This is a genomic window from Anabaena sp. FACHB-1391, from assembly GCF_014696755.1.
Classification (GTDB): Bacteria; Cyanobacteriota; Cyanobacteriia; order Cyanobacteriales; family Nostocaceae; genus Dolichospermum; species Dolichospermum planctonicum.
In genome coordinates this window covers 23,159-44,528 of record NZ_JACJQS010000019.1, presented here as the reverse complement: position 1 = coordinate 44,528, position 21,370 = coordinate 23,159, and the positions used below count along the sequence as shown (strand labels likewise).

The following is a 21,370-nucleotide window of genomic DNA, read 5'->3' as shown; positions in this document are numbered from 1 at the left end:
GTTAATTGCTGTGGGAGCAATTTCCATCCCTAGAATAGTTTAGCACGTTGATGTATTGTTTGGCTATAATTTCTGGCGTAAAATTTGATTGCAAATATTCGCGGGCGGACTGACCCATTTTTTCTGCAATTTGGGGATGGCTACTTAATTGGAGAATAAATTCAGATAAAGCATTACTATCTCCGTTCTCAATGGCAATACCAAATTTACCATCTGCTATTAGCTCTGGCAAGTAGCAAGTTTTTGGACAAACAACTGCTATGGGTCTTCCGGCTGCTAAAGCTGGGTAGAGTTTGCTGGGAGCAACTAAACTTTCTAAACCCTCTTCTACACTAACTAATGACAAGTCACAAGCTGTCAGGGAATATGGTAATACGCTCTTTTCTTGATAGGGGAGAAAGAGAAAGTTTTTTAGTCCTAAACGAGCTACGTCTTGAATAAAGCTTTCCCTTTTGGGGCCACCACCTATACAAACAAACTGAATAGGCTGGTTTTGCAGTTGTTGAGCAGTTGCTAAAATGGTGTCTAGATCATGACACCTGCCCATATTACCAGAATAAAGAACTGTAAATTTGTTGACTAAATTATGTTTTTTGGCAAACCAGTTGTTTTCTTTGGCTATGGGGACAATGAGTTTGGGATCTCCCCAACTGTGAATCACCGAAACTTTGTCAGCTACTTCTGGACAGATGGCTATCACTCGCTCTTTCATAGCAGGACTTAGGACAATAATGCCTTGAGAACTTTGCCAAACCTTGCGGTTGATTGCTCGCCAAAATTTTACTAACCAGTGATTTTTGGCAACTACTCCCAGGGCGATCGCAATATCTGGATATAGGTCATAAATTAAACATACATAAGGAAATTTCCATAATAAATGACTAAAATATCCTGCTACTGGTAAGAATGGAGGTGCTGAAGTTAATAAGAATACATCTGATTTGCCATAGTTCCTAAGAATATGCAGAAAAGCCCGCAGTGTAAATAAAACTCCTCCCACAGCTTTACCACGAATTCTGCCACTCCACATCTGGGTAGACCGGGATCTACGCACGAGAACATTACCTCTTTGTTCTGATGCTGGTGCTTCAGATGTAGTAAACGCGTACCCCGGTTGTCCTGTGAATACTTTAATGGTTACTCCTTGTTTCTCTAGCTCATTCACTAATTCCTCAATCAACTGTCCTGTGGCCGCATAGTCGGGCGGGAAAAACTCTGTGATCACAGATACACTCATCCAATTACTGCCAAATTCAGATAATTGAGACCCATGAACTTGATTCAATCTATTAAAGGAAGATCTTAATGGCATCTTACTGATTAAGTTATTTGCTACCATAAACACTTTACCATATAAAACCTGATGATACACATAACTATAACATAACTATATTATTTATACACATAAAGATTTCCCCGGTCTAGTGATTGTTAAATTGAGAATCTTTGTCAAAGTTTTTGGCATATACAACACTGCTTTTATTTAAAAACTACACCCAAACTCCTACAAAATTTACAGTCAAAAAACTTACAGTAAAAAAGGTTATAGGGTTTAACTTTTTTATTCTACCGTTAACCAAAGTTCTGTCAAGGTACTTGAAGCTTGAAGCTTATTTTACGTTTTTGTTCCCGAACTCCGATACAAAAAAGCTAACAGCCTAAGGAACTCATAAAAATCCATATCAGCTATAGCTTTAGCTAACTTACCATTTGCTAATATTCCAGATACATTCAAATCTTCTATCCCTATCACCGCTTGGTTTTTGCTGATATAAACTGTATATTTGCTTTATTCGAGCTGATTTTTATTTTTACATAGGTGATTGTAAATTACGTTAATTAACCTTATGTATACACCTAACACTATCACGAAAACAATCCAAGTTAACTTAAAAAAAGTTAATATTTTTTGGATACTTTGATTATTCAGTATAATGTACTACCTTTTAAGACAAAATAAACCCCGTAATAAATAAGAGATAAAAATCCGCTTTTCTCCGACCTCTTTATTGTCTGCGATTTGTTAAAAAAATATTTACCAAATGATGATTCCCTCCCATTTGGCTAAGGTTTTATCACTAATTCCTGGTATTTTGCCAACATCTTTGAAAGAAGTAAATTTTTGTTGTTGTCGGGCTATAATTATTTTTTGGGCTAACTTTTTACCAACTCCGGGAAGAGTTTCTAATTCTGCTTGAGTTGCGGTATTGAGGTTAATTTTAGTCGGAGTGGAAATTGTCGAAGATGATGGTTTTTGTATTTGGGGACATTGTTTAACTTCTGCGTCTATTTTAGATTGGATATTTGCTGGTAAACCTGTTTTTATTTTACCATAGAGCCGATTAAATTCGCGCTGAAAATGATTTGCTACCGTAGGATTTTCAATGACAATTAATATTTCATCATTGCCATGATTAGCAGCTTCAGACCAATTATGTGAACCTGTAATTACAGTTTGATGGTCAATAACTGCAAATTTATGATGTAATAAATCACCTTGGGGTAAAATGGGAACTCCCACGGTAGAAATCGGATTTTTCCAAGGATGATTATCTACTTCATCTTGACAGTTATCACTTAAAGAAAATCCCATCATATCTAAAGCTTCACTGTAGGGACGATAAGCAAATTCTGGTTCAATTAAAGCCCGAATTTGGACTTTTTGATCATGCAGGTTTTCGAGGGTATTAGCAAGTTGTTGATCAGAAAATACGAATAATGCTAAATCAATGGTTTTTCTACTTGCGGATAAAGTTTGATTAATTAAACCATTACTGCTAATATTCCAGGGTTGAGTGGGAGAAATTGGGGAAAAATTAACTGTGATTTTGCTATTACCTACAATGATTGTTTTGGGTTGACGGGGAGGTTTTTGAAGTCCGAATTTACTATCTAGTTTTCCTCCTATACCGTCACCCCACATAATATTAAACTCCTGGGTGAGTAAAGTTGCTAATTCAGGACTATCAATTTTGAGTAAATTATTATTATTTCCTAAACTACTAGGATTTGTAAAATCTCCAGAGGTATCACTCAGGGTAAAATTTGCAGAAGTAATAATCACAAAACGATGATCAACAACCACAAATTTATGGTGCATTAAATTACTACCTTTTGAACCATCCGCAGTATCATCTATTGCAGGAATTTGGGCATTTTTAATAATTACTAAAGCATCTCGTTGACTAATTTCTTCTGATGTGATTTGATGATCTTGATTGAGATCAACAAATTTCTGAAAATCTTGATATCGTTCTTGTTCCCTTTTTCCTAATTTGGCTATTTCTGCGGAAGTGAAACTACTCCAAGGACGAGAATAATTACTTTCTAAAATCAACCTAATTTTTACGCCGTCTTTTTGTTTTTGTGCTAATATTTGGGCAACTTTTGGTAAACGCAACTGTTGTACAGCTATATCAATAGTAGATTTAGCTTGAGAAATAGTATCCACAATTTGCTTTTCTAAATCGTCCCCTAAGCGAGTTTTTTGACGATAGATTTCCCGATATTCGGAGGATTGAGAATTATTGAAGTAAACTTGAATTAAAGGATCTTGTGGTAATGGTGCTAAAAGCTGATTTCCTGATTTAACTCGTTCACAAATAGTCAGGGTGAATAGCAACAAAAATATACAGGAAAAATAGCGGATTTGTGGGAAAATAGACACAGCAATCTAATTAAAGTAAATTACAGGGATTTGAATACGATTTTAATATAATAATTAAATCACAATTGGCGACTTGGTGCGAAACTTTTACCTAAAAAAGACAATGAGTAAATTATTACTCCCACTCAATGATTAATTTTTATGCAAGTATATCTAGACTATAGTGCAACTACTCCCACTCGTCCAGAAGCGATCGCTATGATCCAGACAGTCTTAACTCAACAGTGGGGTAATCCTTCTAGTTTACATGAATGGGGCAACCGTGGCGCATTGGTTTTAGAAACAGCGAGAATGCAAGTTGCGGGGTTAATTAACGCTGTTCCTCAAGGGATTATTTTTACTTCTGGGGGAACGGAAGCGGACAATTTAGCGATGATGGGGGTGGCGGGATGTTATCATGTTCCCCAGCATATAATTATTTCCAGTGTAGAACATTCGGCTATTTCTGAACCGGCGAAAATCTTAGAAAATTGGGGTTGGGAAATTACCCGTTTGGGTGTAAATCATCAAGGAAGAGTCAACCCCGAAGAGCTAAAAGCAGTATTGCGAGATAATACAGTATTGGTATCTGTGATTTATGGACAAAGTGAGGTAGGAACAGTCCAACCTATTGCTGAATTAAGTAAAATAACTGAAATGCACGGTGCTTTATTTCACACTGACGCGGTGCAAGTTGCTGGACGTTTACCGATAGATGTACAGGATTTACCAATAGATTTACTAAGTATATCTAGTCATAAATTATATGGTTGTTTGGGAGCAGGGGCTTTATATGTACGTCCGGGGGTGAAATTAAAACCGTTGTTGGTTGGGGGTGGACAGGAGGCCGGACTGCGTTCAGGGACGCAAGCAACCCCAGCTATTGCTGGGTTTGGGGTAGCTGCGGAGTTAGCAGCACGGGAATTAGAGACGGAAAGGGTGAGATTAATGGAATTACGCGATCGCTTATTTGCTATTTTAGCAGATATTCCCAGTTTAATACCCACAGGAGACAGAACTAACCGATTACCCCACCATCTTAGTTTTTATTTAGCAACTGCGGACGGGGAAAAAATCAGCGGAAAAACTTTGGTACGTCAGTTAAATTTAGCAGGTATTGGTATTAGTGCTGGTGCTGCTTGTCATAGCGGAAAATTAAGCCCCAGTCCGATTTTATTAGCAATGGGATATTCTGAAAAAGCGGCTTTGGGAGGAATTAGATTAACTTTAGGAAAACAAACAACAGCAGCGGATATTGACTGGACAGCAATGGTTTTAAAACAGGTTTTACAGAGGTTGAATTAAGAATAACCAGGAAAAGTCAAAACTCTATTGCTCAAAATGTTATTCTTTGCGTGATATACATTCATAATATTCAGCAATGCAGTCAAGTCAGTTATTACCTACCCTTACCAGAACGACGCGGTGCTGAAGAACCAGAACCAGAACCAGAACCAGACTTTTTACCTCCTGCTGTTGTCCGTGACGAAGGCTGTTGAGGGGATTTTTGGGAAACAGAACGAGGACTGCGCGAAGTACCACCAGCAGGGGCTTTACGTCCGTTAGGAATGGGTTCAGCTTTAATTTCCGGGTTGACAGCAAAACCAGCGACGACTTCTTTCGGTAAACGCTGCTGAATTAGTTCCTCAATATCCGCTAATAAATGATGTTCATCAACACAGACGAGGGAAATCGCTTCACCTTCTGCTCCAGCGCGTCCAGTCCTTCCAATGCGATGTACATAATCTTCTGGTACATTCGGTAAATCATAGTTAATGACATAAGGTAATTCGCTAATATCAAGACCACGGGCGGCAATATCCGTTGCTACTAATACCTGTAATGTCCCTGCTTTGAACTTACCTAGGGCGTGGGTTCGCGCTCCTTGACTCTTATTACCGTGAATAGCCAGTGCTTGAATGCGGTCTTCACCCAACTGCTTCACTAACCTATCAGCACCATATTTAGTGCGGCTAAACACTAATACCTGATACCATTTATTTTCTCGAATTAAATGGGAAAGTAATTGTCGTTTCCGCTCCCGGTCTACATGATAAACTTTCTGTGATACTGTGGCTGCGGTGACATTCCGACGTGCTACTTCAATCATTGTCGGGTTATTTAGTAACCCTGCTGCGAGAGTTTTAATTTTATCAGAGAATGTGGCAAAAAATAACAAATTTTGCCGCTGTTTGGGTAAAAGCGAGAGAATGCGCCGGATATCATTAATAAAACCCATATCTAGCATTCGGTCCGCTTCATCTAATACCAACACTTCCACACGAGATAAATTCACAGTTCCCTGTTGAACATGATCTAGTAGTCGTCCGGGGGTTGATACTAAAATATCTACACGGGTTCTCAATTTCTGTTTTTGGGGACCAATACTGACTCCCCCAAACATGACCATGGAATTGAGATTTAAGTATTTACCATAGTCGCGGACGCTTTCTTGTACTTGTGCTGCAAGTTCTCGCGTAGGGGTAAGAATTAATGCCCGAATTGTTGAAAATCCGTTAGTATTGTTTTGAACCTTGTGAGTAGATAACTTATGTAGCAGCGGTAGAGTAAAGCTGGCGGTTTTACCAGTACCCGTTTGCGCTCCAGCTAAAATATCACCACCGGATAATACTACAGGGATAGCCTGTTTTTGAATTGGTGTAGGCTGATTATATCCTCGCTCAGTGACAGCACGGACAATTTCAGGGGACAAGCCGAGATCAGAAAAAGACATATAACTCCAGAAATAACATCGGCCTGTCGCCGGTCACGGCTTCAGTCTTAGGCGGACGAATGGTTTAAAATACTCAATGGGCAGCAAGCACCAAGACTAGGGGCAAATGCCATAATCCCCTATGATAGCAGAATTCAATAACTATAGTGAGAGAATTAAATATTCACCCAGCGACTTTGTAAGACTTTGTAAACTATGGCTGAACTACCTAAAACCCTAGAAGATGCGATCGCTCAGTCCTGTGAAGCGGTAAAATCAGCTGTAGCTGATGGTATAATGCGGATTCAAGTTGAGTTATTATTTCCAGAACTCAAATTCATGACAGTTGCAGAACAGTTTCTCCCTTTATTTACTGAATATGAATCCGGTCTAAAAGTCTTCTTTGCTGACGCGGGTGCGGCTGCTTTAGCTCGTCGTGACTGGACATCAGCAGAGTCTAACTTAGGCATTAATCTTGTACGCGAGAAAATTTTAGATATCGGTACAGGTAGGGCTGCTTCCTTAGCAGCGAAAATTCAGCCAGAAGATGAAATTTTCCTGTTTATTGCCCCAACTTCGGTAGAAGTACCACAATTAGAAAAGCTGTGTGAAATTATAGGGGAACGCCCGGTAATTATGTTAACTCCCCGGTTGGAAGATTCTAGTATCGTCGGTATTGGTTACACAGCCAGGGAAACCCGTCGTCGCTTTATTAGTACCATTGAATCTTCTTACTATATCCGTGCTGTAGATGATCAATCTGCCCTATTTCGTTGCTATCCTGGACAATGGGAAGTATGGTTAGAAACAGAGGGAGAATATCAAAAAGTTGCGGAACTCCCTAAAAAACCATCTGGTGACGAATTAGACGCGATTCTTATGGGGGGACAAAAGGAAAACACCAGCGACGGGACACCTACTAAAAAACCCAGTCTATTTAAGAGTTTACAGCGGTTCATTAAAGCTTTAAGCAATTAGAATCACGTAGTGATGGGAAAATTGGTGAATACCTAATTACCCATTACCAATTACAATAACCAATTCCTCCATTATTGAATTTAAAGATGAAATTAATTTGTTCCCAAAGTGATCTCAGTAGTAATCTTTCCCTTGTCAGCCGTGCAGTTCCATCTCGACCAACCCACCCGGTACTTGCTAATATATTATTACAGGCCGATGCCCAAACTAATCAAGTTAGTTTAACAGCCTTTGATTTGAGTTTAGGTATTCGTACTAGTTTTAGTGCTGAGGTATTAGAAAGTGGGGAAATTGCTCTCCCGGCCAAACTACTTGTAGATATCACCTCTCGTTTACCAGAAGGGGAAATCACCCTTGATGATCAATCAGGGGACAGCAGTGGAGAAGGTATACTTGTAACACTAAAACCCAGAAGTGGACGTTATCAAGTGCGGGCTATGGGTGCGGAAGAATTTCCCGAATTACCCGTAATTGAAAACGCTGAAGCAATTACCCTTACCACTGCGGCACTTATTGAAGGCTTAAAAGGTTCTTTGTTTGCTACTAGTTCAGATGAAACTAAGCAAGTTCTCACAGGTGTACATTTAACATTAAAACAGGATACATTAGAATTTGCGGCTACCGATGGACACCGTTTAGCAGTCCTAGAAACCACAAATGAGCGTTCTGTTGAGGGTAGCGAACAAGTAGAAGTGACAGTACCAGCGAAAGCATTACGGGAACTACAAAGAATGTTAGGGCATAATTCCGCATCTGAAGAAACAGTAGATGTATATCTTGATCACGGTCAAGTTGTATTTGCTTGGGCATTTCAACGTTTAACAAGCCGGACATTAGAAGGACAATACCCCGCTTATCGGCAATTAATCCCCCGACAATTTGAACGACAAGTAACATTAGAAAGAAAGCAATTTATCAGCACTTTAGAACGAATTGCTGTGTTAGCAGACCAGAAAAATAATATTGTCAAAGTTAGCATTGATAATGCTAATCAAGAAATTACTTTATCTTGTGAAGCGCAAGATGTAGGTAGTGGAACAGAATCAATACCGGCGCAAATTTCGGGAGAAAATATAGACATTGCTTTTAATGTTAAATATCTCATGGAAGGCTTGAAAGAACTACCATCTTCAGAAATTCAAATGCACCTAAATCAAAGTTTAACTCCAGTTATTTTCACTCCCTTGGGTGGTTTAAAAATGACTTATTTAGCTATGCCCGTACAACTGAGAAATTAGATTTTATTTGTTAGAGAACGTATGTTTATCCGTTCCCTAACTTTTTTCTAATTCCCCTTGATAATATCTACTCTTGACGAGAAAAATTTTATTGCTTTTTCACCTTGGTACTAAAAATAATCCATGGTGCCATTGTCATTATATGATAATTATCAGTCTATTAGTCCCAAAAAATACTTAGCTTGTCCTGAAGAAACAATTATAGTTACAATAACCCTGTTCGGTGCAAATACCTTTTTGGAGTTGATAATGACATTAATAACCACAACCTCACCTCAGCCGTTGACAGACACAGAAATCAGCAAAATTAATGCATATTGGCGTGCCGCTAACTACCTTTCTGTTGGACAAATATACCTGCTTGATAATCCCTTACTGAAAGAAACCCTCAAACAAGAACACGTCAAACCCCGACTATTGGGACATTGGGGAACTACTCCAGGACTAAATTTGATTTATGCCCATTTGAACCGAGTTATAAAAAAATACGACCTCAACGCCATTTATATCGCTGGACCAGGACATGGTGGACCGGGACTTGTCGCCAATACATACCTAGAAGGAACATATAGCGAATATTACCCTAATATCTCTCAAGATGCTGAAGGAATGCAAAAATTATTTAAGCAATTTTCCTTTCCTGGTGGTATTCCTAGTCATGTCGCTCCTGAAACCCCCGGTTCTATCCATGAAGGGGGAGAATTAGGCTATGCTTTAGTTCACGCTTATGGTGCAGTATTTGACAACCCTGATTTAATTGTAGCTGCGGTTGTGGGTGACGGAGAAGCGGAAACTGGACCTTTAGCTACTAGTTGGCATTCTAACAAATTTATTAACCCTGTTACTGATGGTGCGGTGTTACCAATTCTGCATTTGAATGGTTATAAAATTGCCAACCCTACAGTATTAGCACGGATACCTGATGCAGAGTTAGAAAGTCTATTTATCGGCTATGGTTATAAACCATACTTTGTTGAGGGTGCAGATCCTACGGAAGTCCACAAACAAATGGCGGCGGTGTTAGATACAATCATTCCTGAAATCCAGGGTATTCAACTAGAAGCGCGAGTACATGGGGTTCAACAAAGACCACAATGGCCAATGATTATCCTCCGCACTCCTAAAGGTTGGACAGGTCCCAAGGAAGTAGACGGGAAGAAAACAGAAGGTTATTGGCGATCGCACCAAGTCCCTTTTAGTGATATAGCTGGTAAACCGGAACATCTGCAACTATTAGAAGATTGGCTCAAAAGCTACAAACCAGAAGAACTATTTGATACCAATGGTCAACTGATTCCCGAACTCGCAGAATTAGCTCCCCAAGGTCAGCGTCGCATGGGAGACAACCCCCACGCAAATGGCGGAATTTTGCTGCGTGATTTGAAAATGCCTGATTTTACCAACTATGCCGTAGAAGTACCTAAACCAGGAACAATTAACGCTGAAGCAACAAAAGTTACTGGTAAGTTTCTCCGCGACATCATGAAACTAAACGACGAGAGCCGTAACTTCCGCGTTTTTGGTCCTGACGAAACGGCATCAAATCGTCTAGACCCTTTATTTGAAGTGACAAATCGCGCTTGGGATGCGGAAACTCTCCCCGAAGATGACCATTTAGCTCCCGACGGTCGAGTTATGGAAATCCTCAGCGAAACCAACTGTCAAGGGTGGTTAGAGGGATATTTGTTAACAGGTCGTCATGGTTTCTTCTCCTGCTATGAAGCCTTTATTCACATCATTGATTCAATGTTCAACCAACACGCTAAATGGTTGAAAACAACTCGTCATATTACCTGGAGAAGACCAATTGCATCTTTAAATTATCTTCTCACTTCTCATGTTTGGCGGCAAGATCATAACGGTTTTTCTCACCAAGATCCGGGTTTTATTGATCATGTAATTAATAAAAAATCCGAGATCATTCGTGTTTATCTTCCCCCAGATGCGAACACCTTGCTATCAGTAACCGACCATTGTTTAAAAAGTCGTAACTATGTCAATGTGATTGTAGCAGGTAAACAACCCGCATTACAATATTTAGATATAGATTCAGCTATTAAACACACTACTAAAGGTTTAGGAATTTGGGAATGGGCTAGTAATGACCAAAACAGTGAACCAGATGTAGTTATGGCTTGTGCTGGGGATATTCCCACCTTGGAAACCTTAGCAGCAGTGGATATTTTACGTCAAAATTTCCCAGATTTAAAAGTGCGAGTTGTGAATGTTGTTGATTTAATGACACTACAACCAAAAAGCGAACATCCTCACGGTTTAAGTAATAAAGACTTTGATACAATTTTCACAACTGACAAACCAGTTATCTTTGCATTTCATGGTTATCCTTGGTTAATTCATCGTCTCACTTATCGGCATACAAATCATCAAAATATTCATGTCCGTGGTTATAAAGAAGAGGGAACAACAACCACACCTTTTGATATGGTGGTCATGAATGATCTAGATAGATTCCACTTAGTTATGGATGTCATTGACCGTGTACCAAAGTTAGGTTATCAAGCAGCTTATGTTAAGCAAAAATTGCAAGATAAGTTGATTTCACATCAGCATTATATCCAGAAACACGGTGAAGATATGCCAGAAATCCGTGATTGGACTTGGCCATATTAATAATTGAGTCATTCTGATTTTATTGGTAAGGGTTTAGCACTGCTAAACCCCTACACATCTAGGGCTTGTGTAATCTTGTAAAAGATTATTGCTCTTGATGCTAGAATGTAAAGACCAGGGTTATAAAAATATCTTTCTATGATTCAAAACACCTCAACAAACTATTGATTTAATTTACCAGCGATTACAAACAGCAATCCAAATTTCACAAACTAGACAATCATGAGATCAAGATTATGTTAGATTATACAATCAGTTTTGGCAACATATTTCAAGATTTAGGATTTGCTAATGCAGAAGAAAAACTAGCCAAAGTTAAATTAGCTTCTGTTATTGCTGATATTTTAGAACAACAACAAATCACACCTCAACAAGCCGCACAAATTTTAGGATTAGAACTTGAACAAATAAATAATTTAACTAACGGTATTCTCAAAGATTTTACAATTGAAAATTTATTAAGTTATTTAATTAAATTAGGTCAAAATGTAGAAATAATGGTAACAAATCAACAGCCAGATAAATCTCAACCCAAAATTAATGTTGTCTATCAAAAAATTGCTTAATGCTAGTTGATGTTTAATTTTTGAAAAAATCTGATATAATTAGATCAAGCCTTTAGTTATAGGTTGAGATGATCATGGAAACAATCACTAAAAAAATATAAAAAAATATATTTATTGGCAAGACGAGGATATGTTTATCGCTTACTTAGAAGAATCTCCTGATTATTGGACTCAAGGAAATTCCTTAGAACAACTCCAGGAGAATTTATTGGACTTATATCACGAATTTGACCATAATAATATTTAAAAATGTTACAAAACTCTTAATTTTTCTTTATTGAGATTAGTAAATTTCCAAGTTGAGGTAAATCAAATATGACACAGGAATTAATAGACCTCAGAAATAGTATCTTAGAACAACGTTACAGCGATGCTTTGGCTATTGTTGATGAATTAGAGGGGATGAGTAAACAAGCCATTTTACGGAATATTCAAGCATTTTTGAGAATTTTGTTAATTCATTTGATTAAAAACCAAATAGAAGACCGATTAACTAATTCTTGGGTTGCTTCTATTCGCAATTCATTGATAGAAATTAAAAAAATAAATCTCAAAGAAAATAAAAAATCCTATTATATCAATCAAAATGAATGGGATAGTTGGTTAGAGGATGAAATTGAATTAGCAATAGCTGACGCTAGTTTAGAAGTCATGAGTGGAAAATTCAAGCGTCAGCAACTTTCCCAAATGTTAAACAAACCACAATTAATATTAACTGCAACTGAGTTAATTAACCTTACCTATAATTATCAAATTAGAGAATTACCAGATATTATTGATGATTATTTAGGTAATTTACCCGGTGGTGAAGATTGGAAGTTAGGGAAAAGGTAATCAATATGACCCAGGAATTAATAGACCTCAGAAATAGTATTTTAGAACAACGTTATACCGATGCTTTGGCTATTGTTGATGAATTAGAGGGGATGAGTAAAAAAGCCATATTACGACAAATTAAATCTTTTTTAAAAGTGTTGTTAATTCATTTGATTAAAAATCAAATCGAGAAAAGATTAACAAATTCTTGGGTTGCTTCTATTCGTAATTCATTAATAGAAATTCAAGATATTAATCTCAAAGAAAATCAAAAATCCTATTATATCAATCAAGATGAATGGGATAGTTGGTTAGAAGATGCAGTTGAATTAGCTATAGCTGATGCTAGTTTAGAAATAATGAATGGAAAATTGCCAAGACAACAAATTTCCCAAATGTTAAATAAACCACAATTAATATTAACTGCAACTGAGTTAATTAACCTTACCTATAATTATCAAATTAGAGAATTACCAGATATTATTGATGATTATTTAGGTAATTTACCCGGTGGTGAAGATTGGAAGTTAGGGAAAAGGTAATCAATATGACCCAGGAATTAATAGACCTCAGAAATAGTATTTTAGAACAACGTTATACCGATGCTTTGGCTATTGTTGATGAATTAGAGGGGATGAGTAAAAAAGCCATATTACGACAAATTAAATCTTTTTTAAAAGTGTTGTTAATTCATTTGATTAAAAATCAAATTGAGAAAAGATTAACAAATTCTTGGGTTGCTTCTATTCGCAATTCATTAATAGAAATTCAAGATATTAATCTCAAAGAAAATCAAAAATCCTATTATATCAATCAAGATGAATGGAATAGTTGGTTAGAAGATGAAATTGAATTAGCTATAGCTGATGCTAGTTTAGATGTTTTCGGTGGGATGTATAATGAATTTCAATTAGCGGAAATGGTCAATAGAGCAGAGGTAATTTCTATCGCTAGGAAATTTTTAGAATTGACTTATGTATATTCTGTTAAAGATTTACCAAAAGCTATTGCTGAACTTTTAGTTCAGTTACCCGGTGGTGAAAATTGGAAGTTAGGGAAAATGTGAAATATTAATTTAATATACATACAGCAGTTACCGCTATTATAAAGTACAAATATTAGTGATAAAACTCTTGTGGTGCGGGCATCTTGCCCGCATAATATGTACCTCACTCAAGCTAAACTTGCTGTAAGACTTACTCACAATTCAGGAAGGAATTAACCACGAAGGAACGAAAAAAACGAAGATCAGAGGGTTTTAGAAATATTTTCGGTAAGTCATAACAAATATACAGATATTTCAATAATGTATCGGATCATGCAAATAACCAATGACTAATAATTAAACCTTAAAATATGCCAGTTAAATCAACTTTATGCCTTTTGTAACTGTAAGAATTAACTAAGTCGGACTAGAATTAACCCGGCCAGTTATTGCTGAAGTTCCTAATACGGGAGGTTTAATTTTGACTAAGTTGAAAGTTGGTATTAATGGATTTGGTCGTATTGGTAGACTTGTGCTACGCGCTGGTTTGAATAATCCTCATATTGAGTTTGTAGGAATTAATGATTTAGTTCCTCCCGATAATCTTGCGTATCTTCTTAAGTATGATTCTACTCACGGTAGATTAAAAAGTCAGATTGAAGCTAAAGAAGACGGTATTATTATTGACGGTCATTTTATCCCTTGTGTATCTATGCGAAATCCTGCGGAACTACCTTGGGGTAAATTTGGTGTAGATTATGTTGTTGAATCTACGGGACTTTTTACTGATTATGCTGGGGCTGAAAATCATCTTAAAGCTGGTGCAAAACGGGTTGTAATTTCTGCACCAACAAAAGAACCGGAAAAAGTAAAAACTATGGTGATGGGTGTAAATCATCACTTGTTTGACCCCGTTAAAGATTTAATTGTCTCTAATGCTAGTTGTACTACAAATTGTTTAGCCCCTATTGCTAAGGTCATTAATGATAATTTTGGTTTAGCTGAAGGTTTAATGACTACGGTTCACGCTATGACGGCAACTCAACCTACGGTAGATGGTCCTAGTCGTAAAGATTGGCGTGGTGGACGAGGTGCGTCTCAAAATATTATTCCTTCGGCTACGGGGGCTGCTAAAGCGGTGGCTTTGGTATTACCAGAATTAAAGGGTAAATTAACTGGTATGGCTTTTAGAGTTCCTACTCCTGATGTTTCTGTAGTTGATTTAACTTTTAAAACTACTAAAGCTACTTCTTACAAAGAAATTTGTCTAGCAATGAAAAAAGCTGCGGAAGGTAATTTAATTGGTGTGTTAGGTTACACAGATGAAGAAGTAGTATCTACAGACTTTCAGGGTAATTGTCATTCTAGCATTTTTGATGCAGGAGCGGGAATTGAACTTAATTCTAATTTTTTTAAGGTTGTGTCTTGGTATGATAACGAATGGGGTTATTCTAACCGTGTTGTTGATTTAATCTTATCAATGGCGAAAAAAGAACAATTAATTTAGATAATTATTCATTGTTAATTGTTAACAATCAATTAGCTTTGTTTGCCTATCCATAATTAATTGTTGTAAATAAGGGCTTAATGGGGTGTGCTACTTTACCATTATTCCTTACACAATTATGCGTCGCACTAAAATTGTTTGTACTATCGGACCTGCTACATCTTCACCTGAAAAATTAGAAGCTATAGTCAGAGCGGGAATGAATATGGCGCGGTTAAATTTTTCTCATGGTGCTTATGATGCTCACGCTCAGGTTTTTCAAAATTTACGGCGTATTGGTAATGACTTAAACAAACCTATTGCTATAATGCAAGATTTGTGTGGTCCAAAAATTCGTTTAGGAAAATTACCACCAGAAGGGTTAATGTTAGAGCCTGGTAGTGAAGTGACATTTCTTTTACAAGAAAAGGGTGAAAGTGTTGATGAGTTACCCTTACCGCTACCAACTTTATTCGCTATGATGCGATGTGGTGAACCAATTTTAATTAATGATGGTCGAGTAAAATTAACCGTTACTAGTCGTGACGCTGATAAAATTCGCGCTCATGTTAATATTGGCGGTTTGGTTTCTTCTCATAAAGGTGTAAATTTACCCGCAACTCCTTTACCTCTAAGTTCGATTACCGAAAAAGATTTAATGGATTTGCGCTTTGGGATACAATTAGGTGTAGACTGGGTGGCGGTTTCTTTTGTACGCTCTCCTCAAGACCTCGAACCTGCACGGAGAATGATTGAGGGTGCTGGTTCAAAAATTCGTCTAATTGCTAAAATTGAGAGAGCAGAAGCAGTAGAACAGTTAGATGCTATTCTAGAAGTTGCTGACGGAATTATGATTGCTCGTGGTGATTTAGGGGTAGAAGTACCTATTTATCAAGTTCCGCTAATTCAAAAAGAAATTGCGCGTCGTTGTAATCAAGCTGGTAAACCGGTAATTACAGCTACGCAAATGCTAGAATCAATGATTAGTGCGCCAGATCCTACTCGCGCTGAAGCTACAGATGTTGCTAATTCTATTTTAGATGGCACAGATGCGGTTATGTTATCTGGAGAGACAGCCATGGGTGAATATCCTATTGCAGCAGTGCAAACGATGCACAATATTGCACTACAAACAGAAACAGCATTACAAGAGGGAAATAGACATTCTTGGGTACCGAAAGCCGGTAGTTTGACAGTGACAGAATCAGTGTCTCAAGCGGTATGTCGCATTGCTTATGAAACTGGTGCTAAAGCAATTTTGTGTAATACCACGTCGGGAAGTACAGCCAAACTGGTTTCTAAATACCGTCCCAGCACACCAATTATTGCCCTTACCTCTGATTGTACCGCCTACCGTCAATTGGCTTTATCCTGGGGTGTAGAACCCCTACTCATTCAACCTGTTCGCAATGCGGAAGAAATGTTTATTAATGTGGTAGACACAGTTGTCAATAGTGGTTTAGTTAAGGAGGGAGATAAGGTTGTGATTACCTCTGGTGTCCCCATTGGTACACCTGGAACAACCAATTTAATTAAAGTGCATTCTATTGGACAGCCAATTATGCCTTGACACCTCTAAAATGGGTAGTTGATAATTCCTAATTGGGAAATCCTAATTCCCTAATTCCCTGTTTCCTGTTCCTTGTTCCTTGACCACTGACCACTGACCACTGACTACTGACCACTGACATTGGAGTATGTTATGCCTAAGAACTTACTAGAAGCACTACGGGCAGTAACCGTTGTGGTAGCGGATACCGGAGACATTCAAGCGATTGAAAAGTTTACACCTCAAGATGCTACTACCAATCCCTCACTGATTACTGCTGCGGCGCAAATGCCCGAATATCAGGATATAGTTGACCAAACGCTGCTTAAAGCTAAAAAAGATGCTGGTGTAGGTGCTAGTCAAGCACAGGTGGTATCTCTGGCTTTTGACCGTTTGGCGGTATCCTTTGGATTAAAGATTTTGCAAATTATCCCCGGTCGTGTGTCTACAGAGGTAGATGCGCGGTTATCTTATGATACAGATGCAACTGTAGCAAAAGCCCGGAATTTGATTGGTCAGTATCAAGCCGCTGGTGTTGCCAAAGAGCGGGTTTTGATTAAGATTGCAGCTACTTGGGAAGGTATAAAAGCTGCGGAAATTTTGGAAAAAGAAGGTATTCACTGTAACTTAACTTTACTGTTTGGTCTGCATCAAGCGATCGCCTGTGCGGAAGCTGGTGTAACGTTGATTTCTCCTTTCGTTGGTCGGATTCTTGACTGGTATAAGAAGGATACAGGCCGGGATAGCTACCCGCCAGCGGAAGATCCAGGTGTATTATCTGTCACCACCATTTATAACTACTTTAAGAAGTTTGGTTATCAAACTGAGGTGATGGGTGCTAGTTTCCGTAATATGGGCGAGATTACTGAATTGGCTGGTTGCGATTTGTTAACTATTTCTCCCGGTTTGTTGGCAGAATTGCAAAATACTGTAGGGGAATTACCCAGGAAACTTGATCCGGCAAAGGTAGCGGATTTATCAATTGAGAAAATTTCCATTGATCAAGCGACTTTTGAGCAAATGCACAATGGCGATCGCATGGCTTCTGATAAACTAGCAGAAGGTATTGATGGTTTTACCAAGGCTTTGATTTCCTTGGAACAACTATTAGCTGAAAGATTGACTCGTTTGGAAAGTCAGAAAGTCACCGCTTAATCAATGTCGGTGCTTTGAAACCCCTGTAGAGATGTTCTATGGAACGTCTCTACATCTGTTTTTAGTTTTTGATGATAGTGTAATAAATTGTGGTCGTTGTCAGCACGGGAAAAAGGGGAGGTTCTCGGCGGCGTTTTCTCAATGATGCGGGAGTGATTATTACGTTGCATAAACCCCATCCTCAAAATATTCTCAAACGATATCAGATTCAACAGATTATCGAGATTCTCCAAGGGGAAGAATTGCTATGAATAACATGATGCAATACAAGGATTATTTCGGGTCTATTCACTATAGTGATGACGATAAAATCTTCTACGGACAGGTGGAATATATCCGCAGTTTAATTAGTTTTGAAAGGGAAGATGTAGTTAGTCTCAGGGCTAGTTTTCAGGAAGCAGTTGATGATTATTTGGCTCTATGTGAAGAAAAAAGTATTGAGCCTGAGAAGCCGTTTAAGGGTAGTTTTAATGTGCGTGTAGGTAGCCAACTTCATCGTCAAGCGGCCTTATTTGCTCAACAACGGGGGGTGAATCTGAATAATTTGGTGACTGATGCACTGGAACGTTATTTGAAGGGGGAATCGTTGGAAAATGCTTCAGGAATTACGGATATGAGATACACTGTTAAAACATCCTCTAAGCAATTTACACAGGGAGCAGCACAGGATAATCTCAGTCAATCTAAATTACTTTGACAAAATTTCCAGTTTCCAATGATGCGGAATGTGGGTTTAATCACCAATTATGGCTAAATTATAACTTGTGAATTTTGGCTATATCAAAATAGTTTAAATCATTAAATATGGGGAAAATTGGAAAAAATTATAAATCAAGCTCTTGAATACAAGCGTATACTCAATATTCTTAAACTTGACTTTATCTCAACCTAGTGTAATACTGTCACTATATTTTTAGTGGGTAGCTTAATTCAAATTCATCAAAACTGAATTTGGAGCGGAGGAACCAAGTATTTGGGGCTAATCTTATGAGAGACACCTTCCAGTCTTAGCCCGTCAGCTAACTCCGTCAGCAATGGAAGGAACTCCCAAAATCTTGGCTGTAATACCAGTTATGATTGGGTCTTCCTTAATAAATTCTAGATTTTAGATTACAGATAAATCTAAAATTTAAAATTGTCATCCCCGCTTCTCATTGGTCAATTGTTTCAAGGGAGAGAAGTTAAAACTGTGAAAATTAAACCAATATTGGCACGTTTACAAAGTGCTATCGGTCGTGATGACCTAATTGAACAAATGGTTTTACTGCCAGGAACTCAAAAATCATGTTCTAAAAAAGGTTCAAAGGCGAAATCAGCTAATCTAATTGTTGCTTATAATGGTTCTCCTCAAAGTCATACAGCCTTAGATATTGCTTTTTGGATTGCCCACCAAACGACTTTAGCTACTAACTATCAAGTTACAGTTCAAGCTGTTTATGTAGTAGAAGAAAACTTGAATCATCAGTCTCTTGATATCTTCAAAGTTCCTGAAAATCAAGCTCAATTAGAATATCAATTGGGGAATATATCAAAGTCAGTTGCATTGGGATTAAATCGCTCAAAAGGAACAGCAATTTTACCGCAGTTAGCAAGAGAATCTAGAACTTCTCTCCAGGAAGCAGATAGAATTATTTGGCAAGCAAAAACTCTCGCTGAAGAATGGCAAGGTTCATTTAGTTCTCATCTGCGCTTTGGTAATGTTGCTAAAGAACTTAAAAAAGTTGTCCAATTAGAAACCGCTGATATTCTGTTTTTAGGCTGCAAATCTACGGATCATCCCATGATTGAAACATTAGGTAAAAATTTCCCTTGTGCAGTGTTAGGTATTCCCCATTGTCTTGATAAATAAGTAGGTTGGCGTTAAAAATTTTCGTTATGACAAGGGAACTCTTAACTGGGAACTCTTAACTGGGAACTCTTAACTGGGCAACTTTACTTTTCGTTACTTATGTCGGTTTTTTTCCGTTCACCTACTTAATCTCTTTTTTCAATGACTGGGAATTAAATTGAAATTATGAAAAAGTCACTTATACTTTAAGTGGCTTTTTTATCAATTCCTAACTTAAATTTGTCGCGGTAAATCAGTACAGGGCGTAAATCTGAATTTATGAAAATACTTGTCCTCAATGCCGGTTCTAGCAGCCAAAAGAGTTGTCTGTATGACATGACAACCACAATTCCTCCTCTAGCACCCCAACCCCTCTGGGAAGGGAAAATCAACTGGACTCAAGACAAAAATCAGGCGGAAATTACAGTTAAAACGGCTATCGGTGCAACTCTACAAGAAACTATTGTCAGTGATTCCCCGCAGGTACAATTTGCTTATTTGTTGTCTACTCTCATACATGGTGCAACTCAGGTAATTGATGATTTATCAGTGATTGATGTGGTAGGACATCGGGTAGTACATGGTGGTCAAGAGTACAAAGAATCTGTAATAATTACTGAAGATGTCAAACAGGCGATCGCTCGTTTATGTAATCTAGCGCCAGCACACAATCCAGCCGCTTTGGCAGGTATTGAAGCTATGGAAAAAAGTTTGGGCAATATTCCTCAAGTGGCAGTTTTTGATACTGGATTTCATAGCACCTTACCAGATGCAGCCGCCATCTATCCAATCCCATATAATTTCGCAGAAAAAGGTATTCGCCGTTACGGCTTTCATGGCATTAGTCATCAGTATTGTGCTAATCGGGCTGCGGAAATTATTGGTCAAGATTTACCATCTCTGCGGATAATTACTTGTCATTTAGGTAATGGTTGTTCCTTAGCGGCCATCAAAAATGGTTGCAGTATTGATACAACCATGGGATTTACCCCCCTAGATGGTTTAATGATGGGTAGCCGCAGTGGTTCAATTGATCCAGGTATTTTAATTTATTTATGGCAACAGTATAATTACTCCAGTGAAGAATTAGATAATATGTTAAATAAACTTTCAGGATTACGAGGTATTTCTGGAATATCAAGTGATTTAAGGGATGTGATAGCCGCCAAAGAACAAGGTAATAAACGCGCCCAATTGGCTTGGGATATGTACGTACATCGCCTCCGGTCTGGTATCGGCGCGATGCTGGCTAGTTTAGCAGGACTAGATGTATTAGTTTTTACTGCTGGAGTAGGAGAAAAATCCGCAGAAATACGTTTAGCTGCTTGTGAACCCTGGGGATTTTTGGGACTGAAAATTGATTTAGAGAAAAATCAACAACAACCTATTGATATTGATATTGCTACATTTGACTCAACGGTGCGAGTTTTAGTTATAGAAACTCAAGAAGATTGGGCAATAGCGCAACAATGTTACAAATTGCTGCAATAAGCTGCAATAATATGACAATGGCACTAAGCCAGACGGTACAAACAGAATTAGATTACCAGAAAAAAATTGATGGGTTAGTGGTCAGTGGTGATTGGCCTTTCTTTGTCTGGTGGAGAATGATTACAATAGAAGTCCCACTATTCTGAAATTTTAGACTTGTGGAGGATAGAAGATCATTTGTAGCATGACAAAAGGACTATTTTGAGATATCTTAAGATAAGTTAACATAATTATCATAATGTCCTCTTCCTTAGAGAAGCTACGTATAAGCAGCAAACAAGTACAGGA

At 38.0% G+C, this 21,370-nt stretch carries 19 protein-coding genes and 1 riboswitch; of the genes, 16 read left to right on the top strand and 3 right to left on the bottom strand.

What is annotated here, in order from left to right; translation table 11 throughout:
• Position 1 precedes the first annotated feature (1 nt).
• A complete protein-coding gene (locus tag H6F62_RS11110) occupies positions 2-1,237 on the bottom strand; it encodes a glycosyltransferase family 4 protein (RefSeq protein WP_242025980.1) in 1,236 nt (411 codons plus the stop codon).
• 798 nt (positions 1,238-2,035) lie between these two features.
• Positions 2,036-3,667: a DUF655 domain-containing protein gene (locus H6F62_RS11105; protein ID WP_190372059.1), complete on the bottom strand. Its 1,632-nt coding sequence runs from the start codon at positions 3,665-3,667 to the stop codon at positions 2,036-2,038.
• Positions 3,668-3,808: 141 nt separating this feature from the next.
• On the opposite strand from H6F62_RS11105, the gene H6F62_RS11100 reads away from it, so the two are divergent.
• A complete protein-coding gene (locus tag H6F62_RS11100) occupies positions 3,809-4,951 on the top strand; it encodes a cysteine desulfurase family protein (protein WP_190372058.1) in 1,143 nt (380 codons plus the stop codon).
• A gap of 94 nt (positions 4,952-5,045) precedes the next feature.
• On the opposite strand, the gene H6F62_RS11095 is transcribed toward H6F62_RS11100, so the two are convergent.
• A complete protein-coding gene (locus H6F62_RS11095) occupies positions 5,046-6,380 on the bottom strand; it encodes a DEAD/DEAH box helicase (RefSeq protein ID WP_190372057.1) in 1,335 nt (444 codons plus the stop codon).
• A 195-nt stretch (positions 6,381-6,575) separates the two neighbouring features.
• On the opposite strand from H6F62_RS11095, the gene H6F62_RS11090 reads away from it, so the two are divergent.
• The 15 genes from H6F62_RS11090 (at position 6,576) to H6F62_RS21200 (ending at position 21,228) form a co-directional block, all read left to right on the top strand.
• Entirely contained in the window at positions 6,576-7,337 is a 762-nt protein-coding gene (locus H6F62_RS11090) for a DUF1995 family protein (RefSeq protein ID WP_137908355.1), read from the top strand.
• Positions 7,338-7,423: 86 nt separating this feature from the next.
• A complete protein-coding gene (dnaN, locus tag H6F62_RS11085) occupies positions 7,424-8,575 on the top strand; it encodes a DNA polymerase III subunit beta (protein WP_137908356.1) in 1,152 nt (383 codons plus the stop codon).
• Positions 8,576-8,824: 249 nt separating this feature from the next.
• Positions 8,825-11,206, top strand: a complete 2,382-nt coding sequence (locus H6F62_RS11080) for a phosphoketolase family protein (protein WP_190372056.1) — start codon at positions 8,825-8,827, stop codon at positions 11,204-11,206.
• A gap of 236 nt (positions 11,207-11,442) precedes the next feature.
• Complete coding sequence (locus H6F62_RS11075; protein ID WP_190372055.1) at positions 11,443-11,772, top strand: helix-turn-helix transcriptional regulator; 330 nt, start codon at positions 11,443-11,445, stop codon at positions 11,770-11,772.
• A 315-nt stretch (positions 11,773-12,087) separates the two neighbouring features.
• Positions 12,088-12,606: a DUF29 family protein gene (locus H6F62_RS11070; RefSeq protein WP_190372054.1), complete on the top strand. Its 519-nt coding sequence runs from the start codon at positions 12,088-12,090 to the stop codon at positions 12,604-12,606.
• A 5-nt stretch (positions 12,607-12,611) separates the two neighbouring features.
• On the top strand, positions 12,612-13,130 hold the full coding sequence (locus H6F62_RS11065) for a DUF29 family protein (protein WP_190372053.1): 519 nt from the start codon (positions 12,612-12,614) through the stop codon (positions 13,128-13,130).
• A 5-nt stretch (positions 13,131-13,135) separates the two neighbouring features.
• Positions 13,136-13,654, top strand: a complete 519-nt coding sequence (locus tag H6F62_RS11060; RefSeq protein WP_190372052.1) for a DUF29 family protein — start codon at positions 13,136-13,138, stop codon at positions 13,652-13,654.
• Between the two features lie 400 nt (positions 13,655-14,054).
• The gene (gap, locus tag H6F62_RS11055; RefSeq protein WP_137908361.1) at positions 14,055-15,080 is read left to right on the top strand and encodes a type I glyceraldehyde-3-phosphate dehydrogenase; all 1,026 of its coding nucleotides are present in this window, start codon (positions 14,055-14,057) and stop codon (positions 15,078-15,080) included.
• 118 nt (positions 15,081-15,198) lie between these two features.
• Positions 15,199-16,629: a pyruvate kinase gene (gene pyk / locus H6F62_RS11050; protein ID WP_137908362.1), complete on the top strand. Its 1,431-nt coding sequence runs from the start codon at positions 15,199-15,201 to the stop codon at positions 16,627-16,629.
• Positions 16,630-16,761: 132 nt separating this feature from the next.
• On the top strand, positions 16,762-17,763 hold the full coding sequence (locus H6F62_RS11045; protein WP_190372051.1) for a transaldolase: 1,002 nt from the start codon (positions 16,762-16,764) through the stop codon (positions 17,761-17,763).
• Positions 17,764-17,852: 89 nt separating this feature from the next.
• A complete protein-coding gene (locus H6F62_RS20965; RefSeq protein WP_199306414.1) occupies positions 17,853-18,014 on the top strand; it encodes a type II toxin-antitoxin system HicA family toxin in 162 nt (53 codons plus the stop codon).
• Positions 18,011-18,460 (top strand): type II toxin-antitoxin system HicB family antitoxin, encoded by a 450-nt coding sequence (locus H6F62_RS11035; protein WP_190372050.1) that lies wholly within the window; start codon positions 18,011-18,013, stop codon positions 18,458-18,460. Before H6F62_RS20965 ends, H6F62_RS11035 begins: the two co-directional genes overlap by 4 nt.
• 236 nt (positions 18,461-18,696) lie before the next feature.
• Positions 18,697-18,809: riboswitch (cyclic di-AMP (ydaO/yuaA leader) on the top strand.
• Positions 18,810-18,967: 158 nt separating this feature from the next.
• Positions 18,968-19,612 (top strand): universal stress protein, encoded by a 645-nt coding sequence (locus H6F62_RS11030; RefSeq protein ID WP_137908386.1) that lies wholly within the window; start codon positions 18,968-18,970, stop codon positions 19,610-19,612.
• A gap of 258 nt (positions 19,613-19,870) precedes the next feature.
• Entirely contained in the window at positions 19,871-21,082 is a 1,212-nt protein-coding gene (locus H6F62_RS11025) for an acetate kinase (protein WP_190372049.1), read from the top strand.
• Positions 21,083-21,093: 11 nt separating this feature from the next.
• Positions 21,094-21,228, top strand: coding sequence for a hypothetical protein (locus H6F62_RS21200; protein ID WP_268904599.1), 135 nt, complete (start codon positions 21,094-21,096; stop codon positions 21,226-21,228).
• Positions 21,229-21,370 lie beyond the last annotated feature (142 nt).

Excerpts from the sequence above, each read along its gene's own strand:
- H6F62_RS11110 (WP_242025980.1), bottom strand. The coding sequence starts at position 1,237 with ATGAGTGTATCTGTGATCACAGAGTTTTTCCCGCCCGACTATGCGGCC.
- H6F62_RS11100 (WP_190372058.1), top strand. The coding sequence starts at position 3,809 with ATGCAAGTATATCTAGACTATAGTGCAACTACTCCCACTCGTCCAGAA.
- H6F62_RS11095 (WP_190372057.1), bottom strand. The coding sequence starts at position 6,380 with ATGTCTTTTTCTGATCTCGGCTTGTCCCCTGAAATTGTCCGTGCTGTC.
- H6F62_RS11090 (WP_137908355.1), top strand. The coding sequence starts at position 6,576 with ATGGCTGAACTACCTAAAACCCTAGAAGATGCGATCGCTCAGTCCTGT.
- dnaN (WP_137908356.1), top strand. The coding sequence starts at position 7,424 with ATGAAATTAATTTGTTCCCAAAGTGATCTCAGTAGTAATCTTTCCCTT.
- H6F62_RS11080 (WP_190372056.1), top strand. The coding sequence starts at position 8,825 with ATGACATTAATAACCACAACCTCACCTCAGCCGTTGACAGACACAGAA.
- H6F62_RS11075 (WP_190372055.1), top strand. The coding sequence starts at position 11,443 with ATGTTAGATTATACAATCAGTTTTGGCAACATATTTCAAGATTTAGGA.
- H6F62_RS11070 (WP_190372054.1), top strand. The coding sequence starts at position 12,088 with ATGACACAGGAATTAATAGACCTCAGAAATAGTATCTTAGAACAACGT.
- H6F62_RS11065 (WP_190372053.1), top strand. The coding sequence starts at position 12,612 with ATGACCCAGGAATTAATAGACCTCAGAAATAGTATTTTAGAACAACGT.
- H6F62_RS11060 (WP_190372052.1), top strand. The coding sequence starts at position 13,136 with ATGACCCAGGAATTAATAGACCTCAGAAATAGTATTTTAGAACAACGT.
- pyk (WP_137908362.1), top strand. The coding sequence starts at position 15,199 with ATGCGTCGCACTAAAATTGTTTGTACTATCGGACCTGCTACATCTTCA.
- H6F62_RS11045 (WP_190372051.1), top strand. The coding sequence starts at position 16,762 with ATGCCTAAGAACTTACTAGAAGCACTACGGGCAGTAACCGTTGTGGTA.
- H6F62_RS11035 (WP_190372050.1), top strand. The coding sequence starts at position 18,011 with ATGAATAACATGATGCAATACAAGGATTATTTCGGGTCTATTCACTAT.
- H6F62_RS11025 (WP_190372049.1), top strand. The coding sequence starts at position 19,871 with ATGAAAATACTTGTCCTCAATGCCGGTTCTAGCAGCCAAAAGAGTTGT.
- H6F62_RS21200 (WP_268904599.1), top strand. The coding sequence starts at position 21,094 with ATGACAATGGCACTAAGCCAGACGGTACAAACAGAATTAGATTACCAG.